Genomic DNA, 18,050 nt, shown 5'->3' on the forward strand with positions numbered 1-18,050 from the left:
ATGCGGATGCTGCTCACCGCGACGCTGGCACCGTGCGCGGCGATGGCGGCCGACGCGGACATCGGGGTGTCCGGCGAAGCCCTGCTTCCGCCCCCGACGCCACTGACCGCCGGGCAGACACTGTACCTGGAGGTGACCCTCAACCAGGCACCGCGCGGCCTGCTGCCCTTCACCGAGCTGCAGGGCCGGCTGATGGCCTCGCCCGCGACCCTGCGCCAGCTCGGCTTTTCGGCACGGGGCGAGGAACCGGTCGCGCTGGACCTGCTCAGCGGCGTAGTGGTGCGCTACGACGCGAGCCTGCAGACGCTGGCCCTGGACGTGCCGCTGGAGCAGCTGTCGTTGCCGACCACACGGCTGGAGCGCCCGGCCGAAACCGCACCGACAGCGGCGGCATCGCCCGGCGCGCTGCTCAACTACGACGTGTACGGCAGCCACACCGAAGGCGGCGGCAACCTCGCCCTGACCACCGAACTGCGCCTGTTCGGGCTGGGTCGCGGCGTGTTCGAATCCAGTGCACTGCTGCGCACCTACCAGGATCCGGAAGACCGCCAGTGGCGGGGTGAAAGCGTGCGCCTGGATACCGCGTGGCGGCTGGATTTCCCCGATTCGGCCGTCACCCTCACGGTGGGCGACTTCTACAGCGGCTTCGTCGACTGGAGCCGCCCGGTGCGCATGGGCGGCGTGCAGATCGGGCGCAACTACGGCCTGCAACCCTATCGCGTACTGACCCCCACCCCCACCTTCCTCGGCGAGGCGGTGGTGCCCTCCAATGTGGAGCTGTATGTGGACGGCCTGCGCCAGTACAACGGCGAGGTCCCGGTCGGGCCGTTCCAGCTGGCCGCGCAACCCGGCATCAGCGGCATCGGCAACGCCCAGGTGGTCATCACCGACGCGTTCGGCCGCATGCAGACCCTGGACTTCGCGTTCTACGGCGCCCAGCAACTGCTGGCCAAGGGGTTGTCGGACTGGTCGGCCGGCGTGGGCCGGATGCGCCGCGACTACGGCATCCGCTCGTTCGGCTACGAAGCGCCGGTGATCGGCAGCGCGACCTGGCGCTACGGCGCCAGCGACAGCTTCACCGCCGAGACGCACCTGGAAGGCGGCGGCGGGGTGCTCAATGGCGGGGCCGGTGGCTGGTGGCTGCTTGGCGGCGCCGGCGTGCTCAACGCCGCCTACGCGCACAGCCGCCTGGACGGTCTGCAGGGCGGCCAGTATTCGCTGGGGTACAGCTGGAACAACCGGCGCTTCAACCTCAACCTGCTCACCCGGCGCACCCATGGCGACTACCGCGACCTGGGCGCGCTGCAGAACACGCTGCCGCCGGACATCAGCGAACAGGCCACCGTGGGCCTCAACCTGGCACGCGCCGGCTCGCTCAGCGCCAGCTACCTGCGGCTGCGCTATCCCGACGGCGATGACAACCGCTACGCCAGCCTGTTCTGGTCGCGCAGCTTCGGCGAGCGCTGGTCGGCCTACCTGTCGTTCAACCAGAACCTGTCCGACAGCGACGACCGCAGCGCCTACCTGTCGGTGTCGGCCGCGCTCGGCCGCACCCGCCAGAGCAGCGTGTCGGCGCAGCGCAACGGCGAGCGCGTGACCTACGTGGCCGACGTCTCCCAACCGGTGCCAGGCGATGGCAGCCAGGGCGGATACGGCTGGCGCGTGCAGGCGCGCGGTGGCGATGACGGCGCCGGCGGGCTGGCCGAACTGGGCTGGCTCAACCAGGTAGGCCGCTACGCGCTGGGCTATTCACGGCAGGGCGATTTCGACTACGGCTATGCCAACGCCAGCGGCAGCCTGGTGTGGATGGGCGGGCATCTGTTTGCCGCGCGCGAAGTAACCGATGCGTTCGCGCTGGTCTCCACCGATGGCCACCCCGGCATTCCGGTGCGGCTGGAAAACCGCCTGATCGGCAGTACCGACCGTAACGGCCTGCTGCTGGTGACCTCGCTGCTGTCCTGGCAGCGCAACCGGCTCTCGATCGACACCCTGGACCTGCCCGCGGACATGCGCGCCGACCGCGTGGATGCCTGGGTCACTCCGCGCCAGAGCGCCGGGCTGGGCGTGAACTTCGGCCTGCGCCGCACCCTGGCCTGGAGCGTGGTGCTGCAGGATGCCGCCGGCCTGCCGCTGCCGGTGGGCAGCACCGTGCTGCTGCCCGGCGGGCGTACCGCCACGGTGGGCTACGACGGCGAGACCTACCTGGAAGACGTGGCCTTGCCGGCCGACCTGCAGGTACAACTGCCGGACGGCCGCTGCAGCGTACGGCTGGCCCCGGCCGTGGCCCCCACCTCGCCCGGCACCACGCGGATCGGCCCGCTGCGCTGCCTGCCGGTGCCCGCGCGATGAACGCCGTGCGGTTGATCGCCGTGCTGCTGGTACTGGCGCTGGCCTGCCATATCGCCCCGGCGCGTGCGGCTACCACCTGCACGGCCACCGCGCCGACCGCACTGGCGTTCGGCACCATCACCAACGGTGCAGCCACCGCGACCAACGCCGTGACCAGCTTCACCATCACCTGCACCACCGCCGCACTGAGCGTCCTCGGCAGCGCCAGCGTGCGCGCCTGCCTGAAGATCGGCACCGGCAGTACCGGCAGCACCCTGCTGCCCACCCGCAGCATGACCAACGCCAGCGCCGACCCGATGGCCTTCCAGCTGTACACCAATGCGGGGCGCACCACGGTGTGGGGCACGGTACCCGCCGGGACCCCGCCCGCTGCGGTGGTCACGCTCAGCTACGCCGTACCCCTGCTCACCGGCGGCAGCGGCGCCCAGACCATCACCGTGTACGGGCAGGTGCCGGCCGCGCAGGTGCTGTCGGCCGGCAGCTTCGCCAGCACGTTCACCGCCGCCAACGTCAGCCTGGAATACGCGTACAACGAGAGCGTCATCGGTACCGCGCAGCCGCCGGCGCTGTGCACCACGGCCAGTGGCGTCAGCGGCCACAAGACCGCCGACAGCGCCTTCCCGTTCACCGTCAGCGCCAACGTGCTGCCCCAGTGCAGCACCTACGTCACCACGGACATGGATTTCGGCAGCAATGCCGGGGCGATCACTGCCAACCGGGACCGCACCTCCACCATCGGCCTGACCTGCATCAACCGCACCGCCTACAGCATCGGCCTGGACAACGGGCAGAGTGCGCAGGGCACCACCCGGCGCATGCGCTTCACCGCACCGGACAGCAGCGTCTACTACATTCCCTACGAGCTGTACCGCGACCCGGCACGCTCGCAGCGCTGGGGCAACACCCTCAACACCGACACCCAGTCCGGCACCGGCAACGGCGCGGCGCAGACGCTGACGGTGTACGGCCGGGCCCCGCCTACCACTGGCGCGATACCTGCGCAGGGCAGCTATAACGACGTGATAACCGTCACCATCACTTATTGAACTAGTCCACACATCGACTCAAGCGGGTGCGATCCCGGCCGTTAACGGTCGCATCCCCCGCCGTGCGATGTTCGATGCCCCCGCGATCGCCTTCCGTCGTCCTGGCCAGCCTGCTGGCGCTCTGTGCCGCCGCATCGCCCGCCACCGCCCGCCCCGCCGCGGGCGGCAGCGCCGGGCTGCGGATCGGGGTGCGGATCGCCGCGGACTGCAGCCGCCCCGGCACGTCCCACGAACCGGCCTGCCGACCCGCACAGCAGCGCAGCGACGGTCGCCAGCCGGTCCCCGCCCAGGTGACGGCCCTGAGCCCGGCGCCCGCGACATCGCGCCCCGGGCAGCCGGACGTGGTCACGGTCACTTACTGATGCGACCCGCCGCGGCACTCGTGCTCGGTGCGCTGGCGGCGCTGCCTGTGCACGCCCTGCAGATCAGCCCGGTCCGCGTGTCGGTACCGGCCGGCCCGGCCCATGCCGAGCTGTGGCTGGCCAACCCCGACGGCGCAGCCTGGTCTGGCCAGGCCCGGCTGTACCGCTGGGAACAGGCGGGCGACCAGGAACGGCTGGTGCCCGCCGCGGACCTGGCGGTGAGCCCGACCCGGCTGGAGATCGCGCCGGGCCAGCGCCAGCGGGTCCGCGTGGTCCGCCTCGGCGCCGTGCCCGACGCCGTCCAGCACGGCTACCGGCTGGTGATCAGCCCGGACCCGGGCGCCGGCGTTGCACGGTACTCACTGCCGGTGTTCGTGGAGCCCGACAGGCCGGGGGTGCCGCTGCCACGGGTGCGGGTCGGCACCGATGGCAACCCGTCGGCGCCGCGCCTGCGCCTCTATAATGACGGCGACGGCCATGCCCACCTGGAAGATCTCGTCTTCGTGGACGCCCACGGGCGTCGCCACCCGCTGATCGAGGGCCTGGCCGGCTATGTGCTGCCGCGCAGTGCCCGCAGCTGGGACCTGCCGCCGCGGCCGGATGGCTACGCCGGCGGCCAGTTCCGGGCCCGGCTCAACGATGCCGCCGACGCTCCGCTTGCTCCCGCGATTGCGCCTGCGCCCGGCACCGGGCTATAATCGACCGGATCCCTGCCGCCTTGGCGCGGGAATACGTCAACACCGGACGTCACCGGTGAATTCACACCTGCCGCCCATATCCGTGCCGGGGTGCTCCGCAAGGAGTTCGGTCACGGAAGCGACAGGGAAGCCAAACCCCGGAACCACCCGCCTCGCGGCGGACCGCCCTCTATTACCCGTGGCGGCCGGTTCCCTATCAGGAGTTACTGCAATGCCTCAGGTCACCATGCGTCAGATGCTGGAAGCCGGCGTCCACTTCGGCCACCAGACCCGTTACTGGAACCCCAAGATGGGCCAGTACATCTTCGGCGCCCGCGGCAAGATCCACATCATCAACCTGGAAAAGACCGTTCCGCTCTTCAATGACGCGATGAACTTCATTTCCAGCGTTGCGCAGAAGCGCGGCACCATCCTGTTCCTGGGCACCAAGCGCAGCGCCCGCGAGTCGATCCGTGAAGAAGCCGAGCGTTGCGGCATGCCCTTCATGAACCAGCGTTGGCTGGGCGGCACCCTGACCAACTTCCGTACCGTGAAGCAGTCGGTTGCCCGCCTGAAGGAACTGGAAGCCGGCGAAACCGACGGCAGCTTCGAGAAGCTGGTCAAGCACGAAGTGCTGGGCCTGCGTCGCGAGCGCGACAAGCTGGAAGCCTCGCTGGGCGGCATCAAGGACATGAACCGTCTGCCCGACGCGATCTTCGTCATCGATATCGGCCACGAAGACATCGCCATCAAGGAAGCCAAGAAGCTCGGCATCCCGGTGATCGCCGTGGTTGATACCAACTACAACCCGGAACTGGTCGACTACGCGATCCCGGGCAACGACGACGCCATCCGTGCCGTGCAGCTGTACGCCCGCGCCGCTGCCGACGCCGTGCTGGAAGGCAAGGCTGCTGCGCCGCACGCTGCCACCGTCCGCGAAGAAGAGTTCAGCGAAGCCGCTGCTGGCGAAGAAGCCAAGCCGGCCCGCCGCGCTCCGGCCAAGAAGGCTGCTGCCGCTCCGGCCGCTGAAGCTCCGGCTGCCGACGCTCCGGCGGCTGGCGAAGCCCAGGCCTGATCCAGGCCCACGGTGGGCGCCACGCGCCCACCGTTCCTGTCCGCTGCCGATGGCGCGACGACAGGACACTGTCACACGGGCCGGCCACCATGCCGGCCCAACCCCTTTCTTTCGTGAGGAAATCCCGTGGAAATCACTGCTTCCCTGGTCAAGGAACTGCGCGAGCGCACTGGCGCCGGCATGATGGAGTGCAAGAAGGCACTCGTCGAAAACGGCGGCAACATCGACGCCTCGGCCGAATGGCTGCGCAAGTCCGGCCTGGCCAAGGCCGACAAGAAGGCTGACCGCGTGGCTGCCGAAGGCATCATCGTGGCTGCACAGGACGGCAACAAGGCCGTGCTGGTGGAAGTCAACTCGGAAACCGACTTCGTCGCCAAGGACAGCAACTTCCTGGACTTCACCAAGGCTGTCGGCGCTACCGCGCTGAGCTCCGGTGCTGCCGACATCGACGCACTGAAGGCCGCCAAGCTGCCGACCGGTGAGACGATCGAAGAAGCCCGCGCCGCGGTGATTGCCAAGGTCGGCGAGAAGGTCGACGTGCGTCGCATCGTGCGTCTGGAATCGACCAACAACGTTGCTGCCTACGTGCACGGCGGCCGCATCGGCGTGCTGGTGGAACTGGCCGGCGGCGACGCCGAGCTGGCCCGTGGCCTGGCCATGCACGTGGCTGCGATGAACCCGCCGCACAACAAGGCGGCCGATGTGCCGGCCGAGTTCGTTGCGAAGGAAAAGGAAATCGAGCTGGCCAAGATGACCGACAAGGACAAGTCCAAGCCGGCCGACATCCTGGAAAAGATCATCAGCGGCAAGATCGCCAAGATCGTGAACGAAGTGACGCTGTACGGCCAGCCGTACGTGCTGGACACCAACCAGTCGGTCGAGCAGGTGCTGAAGGCTGCCGGCGCGGACGTGGTGGGCTTCAAGCGCCTGGCCGTTGGCGAAGGCATCGAGAAGGTGGTGGAAGACTACGCCGCCGAAGTGATGAAGCAGGCCGGTCTGGCCTGATCCACTACGCTGTCGCTTCGGTGATGGCGGGTTGATCTGCTTCTACGAAAAAACCCGGCTTCGGTCGGGTTTTTTTGTGGGTGGTTGTTTTTTTCGAAGCGTAAAGCGTAGGGCAAAAGCGCAGAGCTGGTTTCCTTGCTGTTTGCGGTTCCGTGCGGGCTGGCAGGCTTACCCCCTGCCGGGACACGCCGTGAACCCATCCCTGGGGGCTCGTGGGCGCCATCCATGGCGCCCAACGGTCCCGGCAGGGGGTAAGCCTGCCAGCCCCGACGTTGTGTCGCTAACGGATGGATGGGGAACAGCGGGGCTGTGTTTTTGCTGTTGATTGGGCTGGTTGGGCTGTCGGTGCGGTTGGTTGGATTTGATGGTTTGGATGGTTTTTGATTTGGGGTGGGTATTAGGTGGTTTGGAGCAGCCGACCAACGGTCGGCTCTACCCCCCAATCTCCCAATGAATTCACCACCCAATCTTCCTACCTATCCACCCACCCATCTACCTCCCCGACGGCCGGCCAACTGCCGGCCACTAACCAGCCACCAACCATCAGCAAACCGACACCCCACTGGCCGCCGGCTGCTGCCCTCCCAACCGCACCCGCACTCTGTCGGGGGTTGGTGCGGGTGGGTTGGCGGGACCGTTGGGCGCCATGGATGGCGCCCACGAGCCTCCAGGGATGGATTCACGGCGTGTCCCGCCAACCCACCCGCACCGACCCAGCCCACAGCACCGCGGCGCCGCAGTTGACGTTGCAGTTGCAGTTGCAGTTGACCTTGACGTCGCCGTAAAAAAGCCGCGCGCCAGCGCACAACCATCAACCCACCCTCACCCCTTGGACTGGAACGACACTTCCTCGTACGGCTGCACCACCACCCAGCCCTCGCCGGCAAACCGCATCTGCAGGCTCTCGCCCGACCCGCGCCCCACCAGCGTGCCCAACGAAATGTCCGCCACGATCTCCGGCACCAGCGACCCCGACCAGGCCACCGTCGCGTTCGGATCGGTGAACACCGGACCCGTCTGCGCGTTCACCGGCAGCGTCATCGGCTCGTAGTGCGACGTCATCGCCACGATCCCGTGCCCGCTCAACTGAATGTTGAACAGACCGCCCGACAGCATCCCCGCCACCTTCTTCATCATCGTGATCTTCGACGCGATCCCCGTCTCGAAGGCCAGCACATCATTGCCGTTCACGAAAATCGACTCCCCCGCCAGCCGCAGCAACGTCACCTGCTTGCCCGCGTCGGCCAGGTACACCCGCCCCTGGCCCTCCACCTTCATCAACTGCAGACCCTCCCCGGTCACCATCTTCTTCAGCAGCGTGCCCAGCCCCTGCTCCAGCAGCCCCTGCCGGGTGAACTTCACCCCGCCCTTGCGCGCCACCATCGAACCGGCCTTTGCCCAGACCATCCCATCCACCCGGACCTCCAGCATGTGCGGGCTTTCCAGCTCGAACGCATCCGCGCTGACATCCTTCTCCTGGGTGGTGGACAAAAACTCCTGCAACGTCTTTACGGCCATGTCGTGCGTCATCCATGCAAAGGGAGCACGAATGGTAGCGCCCCTCCCCCTCCGCCGGGGAATGTGTTACCAAGGGCGCGATGACCCCGCCCGCCGCGATCTGCCCGTTGGTTTTGCAGTACGTGGCGCATCGGCAAACGCAGTGCCGACGCCAACCGACCCGCCAACGCAAGTATCAACGCCAAAATCTGTGACGCACTCCATGTATTCTTGCCCCAACACACCATCAGTCATGCCATGCCTCCCGAGCTGACAGCCGCCCTGGCGCTCTGCCGCAACCTGCCCTCGCCGCCCGGTATTGCCCTGCGCATCATCGAACTGGCCCAGGACCCGGAAGCGGACATCACCACCGCCGCCGACATCATCGCCATCGACATGGCGCTGAGCGCGCGCATGCTGCGCATCGCCAACTCGCCGTTGTATGCCAGCCGCCGCCGCATCGAAAACCTCGGCCAGGCACTGACCATGCTCGGCTTGAATGCCACCGTCAGCCTCGCGCTCGGCTTCACCGTCACCCAGGGCCTCACCGCGCCCGGCGACGGCCAGGACCTGCGCGAACGTGCGTGGCGGCGCAGCATTCTCAGCGCCCTGGCCGCCAGCCTGCTGGGCCAGGCGCGCGGCCTGCGCAAGGCCGAAGAACTGATGCTGGCCGGCCTGCTGCAGGACCTCGGCATCCTGGTGCTGGCCCAGGCCCAGCCCGACACCTACCTGCCGCTGCTGCGCCAGGCCGCGGACAACGACGCGCTGGTGGCGCTTGAGCGCGAACACCTGCAGTGCACCCATGCCGACGTCGGCGCCCTGATGGCCGAGCAATGGGACCTGCCGCGCTACCTGGTGGACAGCATCGCCCGCAGCGAATCGCCTGCCGCGGCCGAAGACAACTTCCAGACCTGCGTGGCCCTGTCCGGTGCCGTCGCCGATATCTGGCTCAGCGCCGACGCCGACGCTGCGCGCGAGCACGCCCTGCACCTGGTCCACGAAACGCTGCAGCTGGACAGTGCCCAGTTCGACCAGGTGCTGGCCCGCATCAGCGACGCCCTGCCCGACATCAGCGCCCTGTTCGAGACGCCGTTGCTGTCGCCCTCGCGCGTGCAGCAGCTGATCGACCACGCCCAGGAACTGGCGACCCTGCGCAACCTGCGCGAAATGCAGGATGCCGCCCAGGCCCGCCAGCGCGCCGACGAGTTCGAAGCGCGTGCCAACCGGTTGGCCGAACAGGCCCACCGCGACGCACTGACCGGCGTGCTCAACCGGCGCCAGCTGGAGGCGGTGCTGGAACAGGAATTCCTGCGTGCCACCCGTCACGGCTGGCCCCTGTCGGTGGCGTTCATCGACCTGGATGACTTCAAGAAGATCAACGACGCCCACGGCCACCTGATGGGCGACCAGGTACTGCGCGTGTTCGCCGGCAAGCTGCAGGAGCAGCTGCGCACCAGCGATACCGTGGCCCGCTTCGGCGGCGAGGAATTCATCGCGCTGCTGCCCAACACCACCGAACTGGTTGCACTCGAGGTGGTCCGCCGGGTGCTGGCCAACATCGTCAATACGCCGATGGCCGAGGTGCCCGACGGCCCCCTGTTCGTGACCTTCTCGGCCGGCGTAGCCACCCAGGGCGGCTACGAGCGTTTCGCCGATGTTCAGGACCTGCTGAAGGCCGCCGACGACGTGCTCTACCGCTCCAAGAACCTGGGCCGCAACCGTGTCATCGCGCGCTCTCCGGGAACGGCGCCGGCGTGAACCGGACGCCCCTTCCCGCAGGGGACGGGCCCCGGGCCTGCGCCGCAGCGCAGCAAAATAAACGCACGGGCAGACCCGGCTTCCAGTAGAATTCCCGCGTTTTCCACGCATCCAGAGGTCACCATGTCCAGTCTTGCCTATCGCCGCATCCTGCTGAAAGTTTCCGGGGAGGCGCTGATGGGAGACGAGGACTACGGCATCGACCCCAAGGTCATCAACCGCCTGGCCCGTGAGGTCATCGAAGCCCAGCAGGCCGGCGCGGAAGTGGCCCTGGTCATCGGCGGCGGCAACATCTTCCGCGGCGCCGGCCTGGCGGCCGGCGGCATGGACCGCGTCACCGGCGACCAGATGGGCATGCTGGCCACCGTGATCAACGCGCTGGCCATGCAGGACGCGCTGGAAAAGCTCGGCGCCAAGGCGCGCGTGATGAGCGCCATCAAGATCAACGACGTGTGCGAGGACTACATCCGCCGCCGCGCCATCCGCCACCTGGAGAAGGGCCGGCTGGTGATCTTCGCGGCCGGCGTCGGCAGCCCGTTCTTCACCACCGATTCCGGCGCTGCCCTGCGCGCCATCGAGATCGGCGCGGACCTGCTGCTGAAGGCCACCAAGGTCGACGGCGTGTACGACAAGGACCCCAACAAGTACAGCGATGCGGTCCGCTTCGACAGCCTGACCTACGACGAAGTGATCCGCCGCGGCCTGGAAGTGATGGACACCGCCGCCTTCGCCCTGGCGCGCGACAGCGACCTGCCGCTGCGCGTGTTCGACATGGGCCAGCCGGGCGAACTGCTGAAGATCCTGCACGGCGACAACATCGGCACCCTGGTGCGCGGTCGCGACCAGGCTGCCTGAACGACGTAGTCATCCCGGCAGCCGGCCTGTAGCCGCGCCTGCCGGGTGCAGGTACCTGCGGGCGTCGGCCAACGGCCGGCCCCGATAAGGCGGGCTGCCCCCTTATTCGCCTATAATCGTCCGATTACCAGCTACATCCAGGATTCGGGCGATGCTCAACGATATCAAGCAGGACGCGCAGACGCGCATGGCCAAGAGCATCGATGCTCTGAAGCACACCCTGACCTCCATCCGCACCGGCCGCGCCTCGCCGGCGCTGCTGGACCGCATCACGGTCAAGGCTTACGGCACCGACACCCCGCTGAACCAGGTCGCCTCGATCAGCGTGTCCGAAGGCCATTCCCTGGTCATCACCCTGTTCGACAAGGGCATGATCAAGGACGTCGAGAAGGCGATCTACGCCTCCGACCTCGGCCTGACCCCGAACGTGGCCGGCACCGTGATCCGCCTCAACCTGCCGCCGCCGACCGAAGAGCGCCGCAAGGAGCTGGGCAAGCAGGTGCAGAAGGAAGGCGAAGGCGCCAAGATCGCCATCCGCAACATCCGCCAGGACGCCAACAAGGCCATCGCCACCCTGATCAAGGACAAGGCGATCAGCGAAGACGACAAGAAGCGCGGCGAAGACGACATCCAGAAGTTGACCGACAAGTCGATCAAGGACGTCGATAGTGTCGTGGCCGAAAAAGAAAAGGAACTGATGTCGGTCTGAGCCCCATGTCCCAGGCCCCGACCTCCAGCACCCCTGCGGCCATCCCGCGCCACGTTGCCATCATCATGGATGGCAACGGGCGGTGGGCGCAGAAGCGACGCCGCCCGCGCCTGATCGGCCATCGCGCCGGCGCGCGCGCGGTCAACCGCACCATCGATTTCTGCCTGGAACGCGGCATCGCCGCGTTGACCCTGTTTGCCTTCTCCAGTGAGAACTGGGGCCGGCCAACCGACGAGGTCGACGCGCTGATGAAACTGTTCCTCAATGCGCTCGACCGTGAAGTGGACGAGCTGCATCGGCGTGGCGTGCGCGTGCGTTTCATTGGCGAACGCGAGCGCTTCGGCGCCGGGCTGGTCAGCCGCATGCAGCTGGCCGAACAGCGCACCGCCGACAACCGCGCGATGACCCTGAACATCGCCGCCAGCTATGGCGGCCGCCAGGACATCGCCCGCGCGGCGCGCGAACTAGCCGCAGAGGTGGCCGCCGGCCGCCTGCTGCCCGAACAGATCGACGAAGCGATGCTGTCCAGCCGGGTCGCCCTGGCCGACCTGCCGCCACCGGACCTGTTCATCCGCACCGGCGGCGACACCCGCATCAGCAATTTCCTGCTGTGGCAGCTGGCGTATACCGAATTGTGGTTCACCGACGTGCTGTGGCCCGAGTTCGACGCCGCCGTCCTGCAGCAGGCGCTGGACGCCTATGCCGCCCGTGAACGCCGCTTCGGCCTGACCAGCGCCCAGATCGCCGCCCTGGCCACCGAGACGTCCACCCCATGACCAAGACCCGAGTCATCGCCGCGCTGATCATGGCGCCGGTCGCCATCGCGGCCATCCTGCTGCTGCCGACCCAATGGCTGGCCGCCGCTGCCGCCGCCGTGTTCCTGATCGGCCTGTGGGAATGGCTGAAGCTGGCCGACGTGGACGACACCCTCGCCCGCACCGTGCTGCTGGTGCTGAACCTGCTGCTGATGGTGCTGATGGTGTGGGCCGGCGACGGCTCGCTGGTGCTGTACCAGATCGCCGCGCTGGTCGGCATCGCCTGGTGGCTGATGGCGCTGCTGTGGCTGCGCTTCTTCACCTTCGGGGCCAGCCCGAGCAGCCCGGCGCGTGCGCTGAAGCTGCTGGCCGGCACCCTGGCCATCGTGCCGGCGTGGGCCTCGCTGGTGCTCATCCATGCCAGCGGCAGCAACGGCCACCTGTGGCTGCTGACGGCACTGGCCGTGGTCTGGGCGGCCGATTCGGGCGCCTACTTCGCCGGCCGCACCTTCGGCCGCACCAAGCTGGCCCCGCGGATCAGCCCCAACAAGACCTGGGAAGGTCTGGGCGGCGGCATGGTGGCCGGGCTGGCGGTCGCGCTGGGCTTTGGCTACATGGCCGGCATCGACAACGCCCACGTGCTGGGCCTGATCATCACCGCCGTGGTGACCGTGTTCGCCTCGGTGCTGGGTGACCTGTACGAGAGCCTGATCAAGCGCCACGCCGGCGCCAAGGACTCGGGCCACATCATTCCCGGCCACGGTGGCGTGCTGGATCGCATCGACGGCGTGCTTGCCGCCCTGCCCGTGTTCGCACTGGGCAAGGAAATCTTCGGATTCTGAACATGGTCAGCGTTACCGCTCCCCGCCGGGTCGCCGTGTTCGGCGCCACCGGCTCGATCGGCGCATCGGCGCTGGATGTGATCGCGCGTCATCCTGACCGCTACCGCGCCAGCGTGCTGGCGGCCGGGCGGCAGGTGGAGGCGCTGGTGGCGCTGTGCGTGCAGCATCGACCCGACCATGCCGTGATCGCCGACGACACCCTGTTCGCCGCGCTGCGTGACGGTCTGCGCGACGCCGGGCTGCCTACCCAGGCCCACGCCGGCGCAGCCGCGCTGGACCAGCTCGCCGCCAGTGCCGAATGCGACACCTTGGTCGCCGCCATCGTCGGCGCCGCCGGGCTGTCTTCGACCCTGGCCGCCGCCACGGCGGGCAAGCGCATCCTGCTGGCCAACAAGGAGTCGCTGGTGCTGGCCGGCGAGCTGTTGATGCGCCAGGCGGCCGCCGCCGGGGCCGAGATCATCCCGATCGACAGCGAACACAGCGCGATCTTCCAGTGCCTGCGCTCGCGCGATGCCAGCCTGGAGGGCGCCGGCGTCCGCCGGATCCTGCTGACCGCCTCGGGCGGCCCCTTCCGTGGGCGCAGCCGCGCCGAACTGGGCCAGGTCACCCCGGCGCAGGCCGTGGCGCACCCGAAGTGGTCGATGGGGCCGAAGATCTCGGTCGATTCGGCGACGTTGATGAACAAGGGCCTTGAAGTCATCGAGGCCCACCACCTGTTCGGCGTCCCGGGCGAGCGCATCGAGGTGCTGGTGCACCCGCAGAGCCTGGTGCATTCGCTGGTCGAATTCGTCGACGGCTCCACCCTGGCCCAGATGGGCCTGCCGGACATGCGCACCACCCTGGCCGTGGGCCTGGGCTGGCCGCAGCGGATCGAATCCGGGGTCGGCGGGCTGGACCTGCTGACCCAGGGACGGCTGGATTTCGAGGCGCCCGACACCGACGCCTTCCCCTGCCTGGGCCTGGCCTGGCAGGCCATGGCGGCCGGCGGTACCGCACCGGCGATCCTCAATGCCGCCAATGAAGTGGCTGTTTCAGCATTTCTTCAGGGAAAAGTCGCTTTCCTTGCCATTCCGGCGCTGGTGGCTAACGCTCTGTCAACACTGTCGGTCGAGTCCGCCGATACACTGGCGGTCCTGCTGGCTGCCGACCAGCGTGCCCGCCTGATCACCCAAGCCGCCATCGACCACGCCTGAATGCCCTTCCCGCCTCTCTCCAGTACTGTCCACCATGGGTGAATTCATCGGATCTGTCTGGTGGATGATCGTCAGCCTCGGCGTGCTGGTGACGTTCCATGAATTCGGCCACTACTGGGTGGCGCGCCGCTGTGGGGTGAAGGTACTGCGGTTCTCGGTCGGCTTCGGCCGCCCGCTGTGGATGCGGCGCAACCGCGCCGGCACCGAGTTCGCCATCGCGGCCATCCCGCTCGGCGGCTACGTGAAGATGCTCGACGAGCGCGAAGTCGAGGTGCACCCGCACGAGCGTGACCAGGCCTTCAACCACAAGAGCGTGTGGCAGCGCATCGCGATCGTGGCCGCCGGCCCGGCCGCCAACCTGCTGCTGTGCATCGCCCTGCTGTGGGCGATGTTCGTGCTGGGCAAGCAGGACTACTCCCCCACCATCGGCCGCACCAGCGGCATGGCCCAGGCCGCCGGGCTGCAGTCGGGCGACCGGCTGATCAGCGTGGACGCGCGCAGCGTGGTCACCGCCGGGCAGGCCAGCATGGCGCTGACCACCGCCGCCATGGACCGCCACGACGCCCGCCTGGAAGTGCTTGACGCGCAGGACCGGGTACAGACCCGTGTGCTGCCGCTGTCGCAGCTGCCGCAAGGCTTCGACGAGCGCCGCGTGCCGGTGCTGGCCGGGCTGACCTGGCAGTTCTGGCTGCAGCCGGCGCTGGTCGAAAAAGTCGTGCCCGACTCGGCCGCCCAGGGCGTGCTGCTGCCGGGCGACCTGATCGTGGCCGTGGACGGCCAGCGCATCGACGCCATCGACCAGGTGTTCACCGAAATCCACACCCTGGGCAAGCGCGGCGGCCCGGGCATGATCGAAGTGCTGCGCGGCGGCGAACGCCTGGCGCTGGAAATCACCCCGCGCCAAGGCAAGGACGGCCGTGGCCAGCCCACCTGGCAGATCGGGATCGGTTTTGCCCAGTCCAGCGCCCCGGCCTACGACGCCGAACTCAAGTACGGGCCCCTTGCGGCACTGCCGGTGGCCCTGCGTGAAACCGCCCGCATGGCCGGTGATTCGCTGGGCATGATGCGCCGGATCGTCACCGGCAACGCCTCGCTGCAGAACATTTCCGGCCCGGTCACCATTGCCCGCGTGGCCAATGTGTCCGCCCAGCGGGGGCTGGACTGGTTCCTGTTCTTCCTGGCCCTGCTGTCGCTGAGCCTGTGCATCATCAACCTGTTGCCCATCCCCATCTTGGACGGCGGGCACCTGCTGTATTACCTTATTGAGTTGGTCAAGGGCAGCCCGCTGAGCGAGCGCGCCATGGCTGCCGGCCAGTACGTCGGGCTGGCGCTGCTGGCCGGGCTGATGGGGTTGGCGTTCTACAACGACATCCTCGGCCTGGCCGCGCGATGAACTTTTTCCCTTTTGTCGTCGTCTTATGCGCCGGCATCCCGCAACATTGCATTCGACTCCAACCGGACGTGACATGACGCGACTCCCCAATCGCCGCCTGCTTGCCCTTGCACTCGCCGCCGGTTTCGGCGCGCCCGCCCTGGCCCAGGCAGCCGAGCCCTTCACCGTCAGCGACATCCGTGTCGATGGTCTGCAGCGCATCACCTCCGGTACCGTGTTCACCTACCTGCCGGTGGAACGTGGCGAAACCCTGACCGACAACAAGGTCGGCGAGAGCATCCGTGCGCTGTACAAGACCGGCTTCTTCGAAGACGTGCAGCTGGATCGCCAGGGCGACATCCTGGTGGTCACGGTCAAGGAGCGCCCGGCGATCAACAAGTTGACCGTCACCGGCAACAAGGACATCAAGAGCGACCAGCTGCTCAAGGGCCTGAGCGACATCGGCCTGACCGAGGGCGGCACCTTCGACCGCCTGAGCCTGGACCGCGTGACCCAGGAACTTCGCCGCCAGTACAACGACCGCGGCAAATACAACGTGGACATCACCCCCACGGTGAGCCCGCTGGACCGCAATCGCGTGGACATCACCATCGCGATCAAGGAAGGCAAGGCCGCCAAGATCCAGCACGTCAATCTGGTGGGCACCGAGAAGTTCGCCTCCGAAGACATCCTGGAAACCTGGGAGTCCAAGGAGCACAACTGGGCCTCGTGGTACCGCCGCGATGATCAGTACTCCAAGGAAAAGCTGTCCGGCGACCTGGAAAAGCTCAATTCCTGGTACCTGGACCGCGGCTACGTGGACTTCAGCATCGATTCCACCCAGGTCTCGATCAGCCCCGACAAGCGCGACATGTTCATCACTGCCGGCGTGACCGAAGGTGAGCAGTACAAGATCTCCGACATCAAGGTCACCGGCGACACCATCCTGCCGCAGGAAGATGTCGAGCGCATGGTGATCCAGAAGTCCGGCGACACGTTCTCGCGTGCGCTGCTGGAATTCAGCTCGGACGCGATCACCAATTCGCTGTCCAACATCGGTTACGCCTTCGCCAAGGTGAACCCGATCCCGACCAGCAACCGCGCCGACCGTACCGTGGCGATCAACATGCAGGTCGTGCCGGGCCCGCGCGTGCAGGTGCGTCGCATCACCTTCAAGGGCAACACCCGCACCTCCGACGAAGTGCTGCGTCGTGAAATGCGCCAGTTCGAGAACAGCTGGTACTCGCAGGCCGCGATCGATCGTTCCAAGATCCGCCTGCAGCGCCTGGGCTACTTCGAATCGGTCGACGTCGAGACCCCGCCGGTCACCGGCAGCAACGACCAGGTCGACGTGGTCTACAACGTCAAGGAAACCACGTCGGGCAGCTTCGTGTTCGGCCTGGGCTATTCGCAGTCCTACGGCATGACCACCTCGGTGCAGCTGTCGCAGAACAACTTCCTCGGCGGCGGCAACCGCGTGTCGGTTGAAGCGTCGCGCAGCAGCTACCTGCAGCGTTACGGCTTCAGCTACACCAACCCGTACTTCACCGATGACGGCGTGTCGCTGGGCTACAACCTGTCCTGGCGCGAACTGGATTACTCCGACTTCAACACCGCCCAGTACAACAGCACCAACCGTTCGGCGCAGATGGTGTTCGGCGTGCCGATCACCGAGAACGACACGGTCTCGCTGATGGTCGGTATCGACAGCAACCAGATCAACACCTACCAGGGCTCGACGCCGCAGTCGATCATCGATTACATCGATGCCATCGGCACCAAGACGTTCCACTCCTGGCGCACCGAACTGGGCTGGGCCCGCGATACCCGCAACGATTACTTCATGCCGACCCGCGGTACCTACCAGCGTATCGGCCTGGAAACCACCCTGCCGGGCTCGACGATCGAGTACTACAAGCTGAACTACCAGTTCTCCAAGTACTGGCCGATCATCCCGTCGCTGGTCATCAACACCCGTGCCGAAATCGGCTACGGCGACAGCTATGGCAAGGACATCACCCGCGACCTCTGCTACACCGCACCGACCGCGGCCAACCCGAGTCCGACCCAGACGGTGGACTGCAACTCCGCCTCGGCCGATTACGTGAAGACCGTCACCGCCACCGGCCTGCCGTTCTACGAGAACTTCTACGCCGGCGGTACCAACTCGGTGCGCGGCTTCGAGGACAACACCCTGGGTCCGCGTGAAGCCACGCGAGGCTATCCTGATGGCCAGCCGCTGGGCGGTTCGCTGAAGACCGTCGGTTCGGTTGAAGCCTACTTCCCGCGCCTGTTCGACAGCCCGTCGGCCCGCATCTCGGCCTTCGTCGATTTCGGCAACGTGTACAACGGCACCGACAACTTCAAGGCCAACGAACTGCGTGTGTCCACCGGTGTGGCCCTGCTGTGGCGCGCCCCGGTCGGCCCGATCTCGATCAGCTATGCGTTCCCGCTGAAGAAGAAGGACGGCGACGAAATCGAGCGCCTGCAGTTCACGTTCGGTGGTCAGTTCTGATCGACGAAGCTAAATTGCCCAAGGTTTGCGTTGCAAACCT

The 18,050-nt window shown here is 67.4% G+C and carries 14 protein-coding genes; 13 read left to right on the plus strand and 1 reads right to left on the minus strand.

Features of this window, described 5'->3' with window-relative positions; all coding sequences use genetic code 11:
* The 5 genes from DX03_RS13320 to tsf all read left to right on the plus strand — a co-directional run bounded on the left by DX03_RS13320 (position 1) and on the right by tsf (position 6,514).
* Positions 1–2,349, plus strand: a complete 2,349-nt coding sequence (locus DX03_RS13320; protein WP_038689448.1) for a fimbria/pilus outer membrane usher protein — start codon at positions 1–3, stop codon at positions 2,347–2,349.
* Positions 2,346–3,395 (plus strand): Csu type fimbrial protein, encoded by a 1,050-nt coding sequence (locus DX03_RS13325; protein ID WP_038689450.1) that lies wholly within the window; start codon positions 2,346–2,348, stop codon positions 3,393–3,395. The genes DX03_RS13320 and DX03_RS13325 overlap by 4 nt, the downstream gene beginning before the upstream one ends.
* Positions 3,396–3,756: 361 nt before the next feature.
* Positions 3,757–4,455, plus strand: a complete 699-nt coding sequence (locus DX03_RS13330; RefSeq protein ID WP_102100634.1) for a fimbrial biogenesis chaperone — start codon at positions 3,757–3,759, stop codon at positions 4,453–4,455.
* 211 nt (positions 4,456–4,666) lie between these two features.
* Positions 4,667–5,509 (plus strand): 30S ribosomal protein S2, encoded by an 843-nt coding sequence (rpsB, locus tag DX03_RS13335; protein ID WP_038689452.1) that lies wholly within the window; start codon positions 4,667–4,669, stop codon positions 5,507–5,509.
* A 126-nt stretch (positions 5,510–5,635) separates the two neighbouring features.
* Positions 5,636–6,514 carry a translation elongation factor Ts gene (gene tsf, locus DX03_RS13340; protein WP_038689454.1) on the plus strand — a complete coding sequence of 293 codons (879 nt, stop codon included), beginning with the start codon at positions 5,636–5,638 and terminating at the stop codon, positions 6,512–6,514.
* Between the two features lie 822 nt (positions 6,515–7,336).
* Here tsf and DX03_RS13345 read toward each other — a convergent pair.
* A complete protein-coding gene (locus DX03_RS13345; RefSeq protein ID WP_038692384.1) occupies positions 7,337–8,032 on the minus strand; it encodes an AIM24 family protein in 696 nt (231 codons plus the stop codon).
* A 237-nt stretch (positions 8,033–8,269) separates the two neighbouring features.
* On the opposite strand from DX03_RS13345, the gene DX03_RS13350 reads away from it, so the two are divergent.
* The 8 genes from DX03_RS13350 (at position 8,270) to bamA (ending at position 18,010) form a co-directional block, all read left to right on the plus strand.
* Entirely contained in the window at positions 8,270–9,769 is a 1,500-nt protein-coding gene (locus tag DX03_RS13350) for a GGDEF domain-containing protein (protein WP_038689457.1), read from the plus strand.
* Between the two features lie 123 nt (positions 9,770–9,892).
* Entirely contained in the window at positions 9,893–10,624 is a 732-nt protein-coding gene (gene pyrH / locus DX03_RS13355; RefSeq protein ID WP_038689459.1) for a UMP kinase, read from the plus strand.
* Between the two features lie 151 nt (positions 10,625–10,775).
* The gene (gene frr, locus DX03_RS13360; RefSeq protein ID WP_038689461.1) at positions 10,776–11,333 is read left to right on the plus strand and encodes a ribosome recycling factor; all 558 of its coding nucleotides are present in this window, start codon (positions 10,776–10,778) and stop codon (positions 11,331–11,333) included.
* A 5-nt stretch (positions 11,334–11,338) separates the two neighbouring features.
* Positions 11,339–12,109, plus strand: a complete 771-nt coding sequence (gene uppS / locus DX03_RS13365; protein WP_038689463.1) for a polyprenyl diphosphate synthase — start codon at positions 11,339–11,341, stop codon at positions 12,107–12,109.
* Positions 12,106–12,930 carry a phosphatidate cytidylyltransferase gene (locus DX03_RS13370; RefSeq protein WP_038689465.1) on the plus strand — a complete coding sequence of 275 codons (825 nt, stop codon included), beginning with the start codon at positions 12,106–12,108 and terminating at the stop codon, positions 12,928–12,930. Before uppS ends, DX03_RS13370 begins: the two co-directional genes overlap by 4 nt.
* 2 nt (positions 12,931–12,932) lie before the next feature.
* Positions 12,933–14,123, plus strand: coding sequence for a 1-deoxy-D-xylulose-5-phosphate reductoisomerase (gene dxr, locus DX03_RS13375; protein ID WP_038689467.1), 1,191 nt, complete (start codon positions 12,933–12,935; stop codon positions 14,121–14,123).
* Between the two features lie 34 nt (positions 14,124–14,157).
* Positions 14,158–15,516, plus strand: a complete 1,359-nt coding sequence (gene rseP, locus DX03_RS13380; RefSeq protein WP_038689469.1) for an RIP metalloprotease RseP — start codon at positions 14,158–14,160, stop codon at positions 15,514–15,516.
* Positions 15,517–15,589: 73 nt separating this feature from the next.
* Positions 15,590–18,010 carry an outer membrane protein assembly factor BamA gene (gene bamA / locus DX03_RS13385; protein ID WP_038689471.1) on the plus strand — a complete coding sequence of 807 codons (2,421 nt, stop codon included), beginning with the start codon at positions 15,590–15,592 and terminating at the stop codon, positions 18,008–18,010.
* Positions 18,011–18,050 lie beyond the last annotated feature (40 nt).

The organism is Stenotrophomonas rhizophila (assembly GCF_000661955.1).
Taxonomy (GTDB): Bacteria; Pseudomonadota; Gammaproteobacteria; order Xanthomonadales; family Xanthomonadaceae; genus Stenotrophomonas; species Stenotrophomonas rhizophila.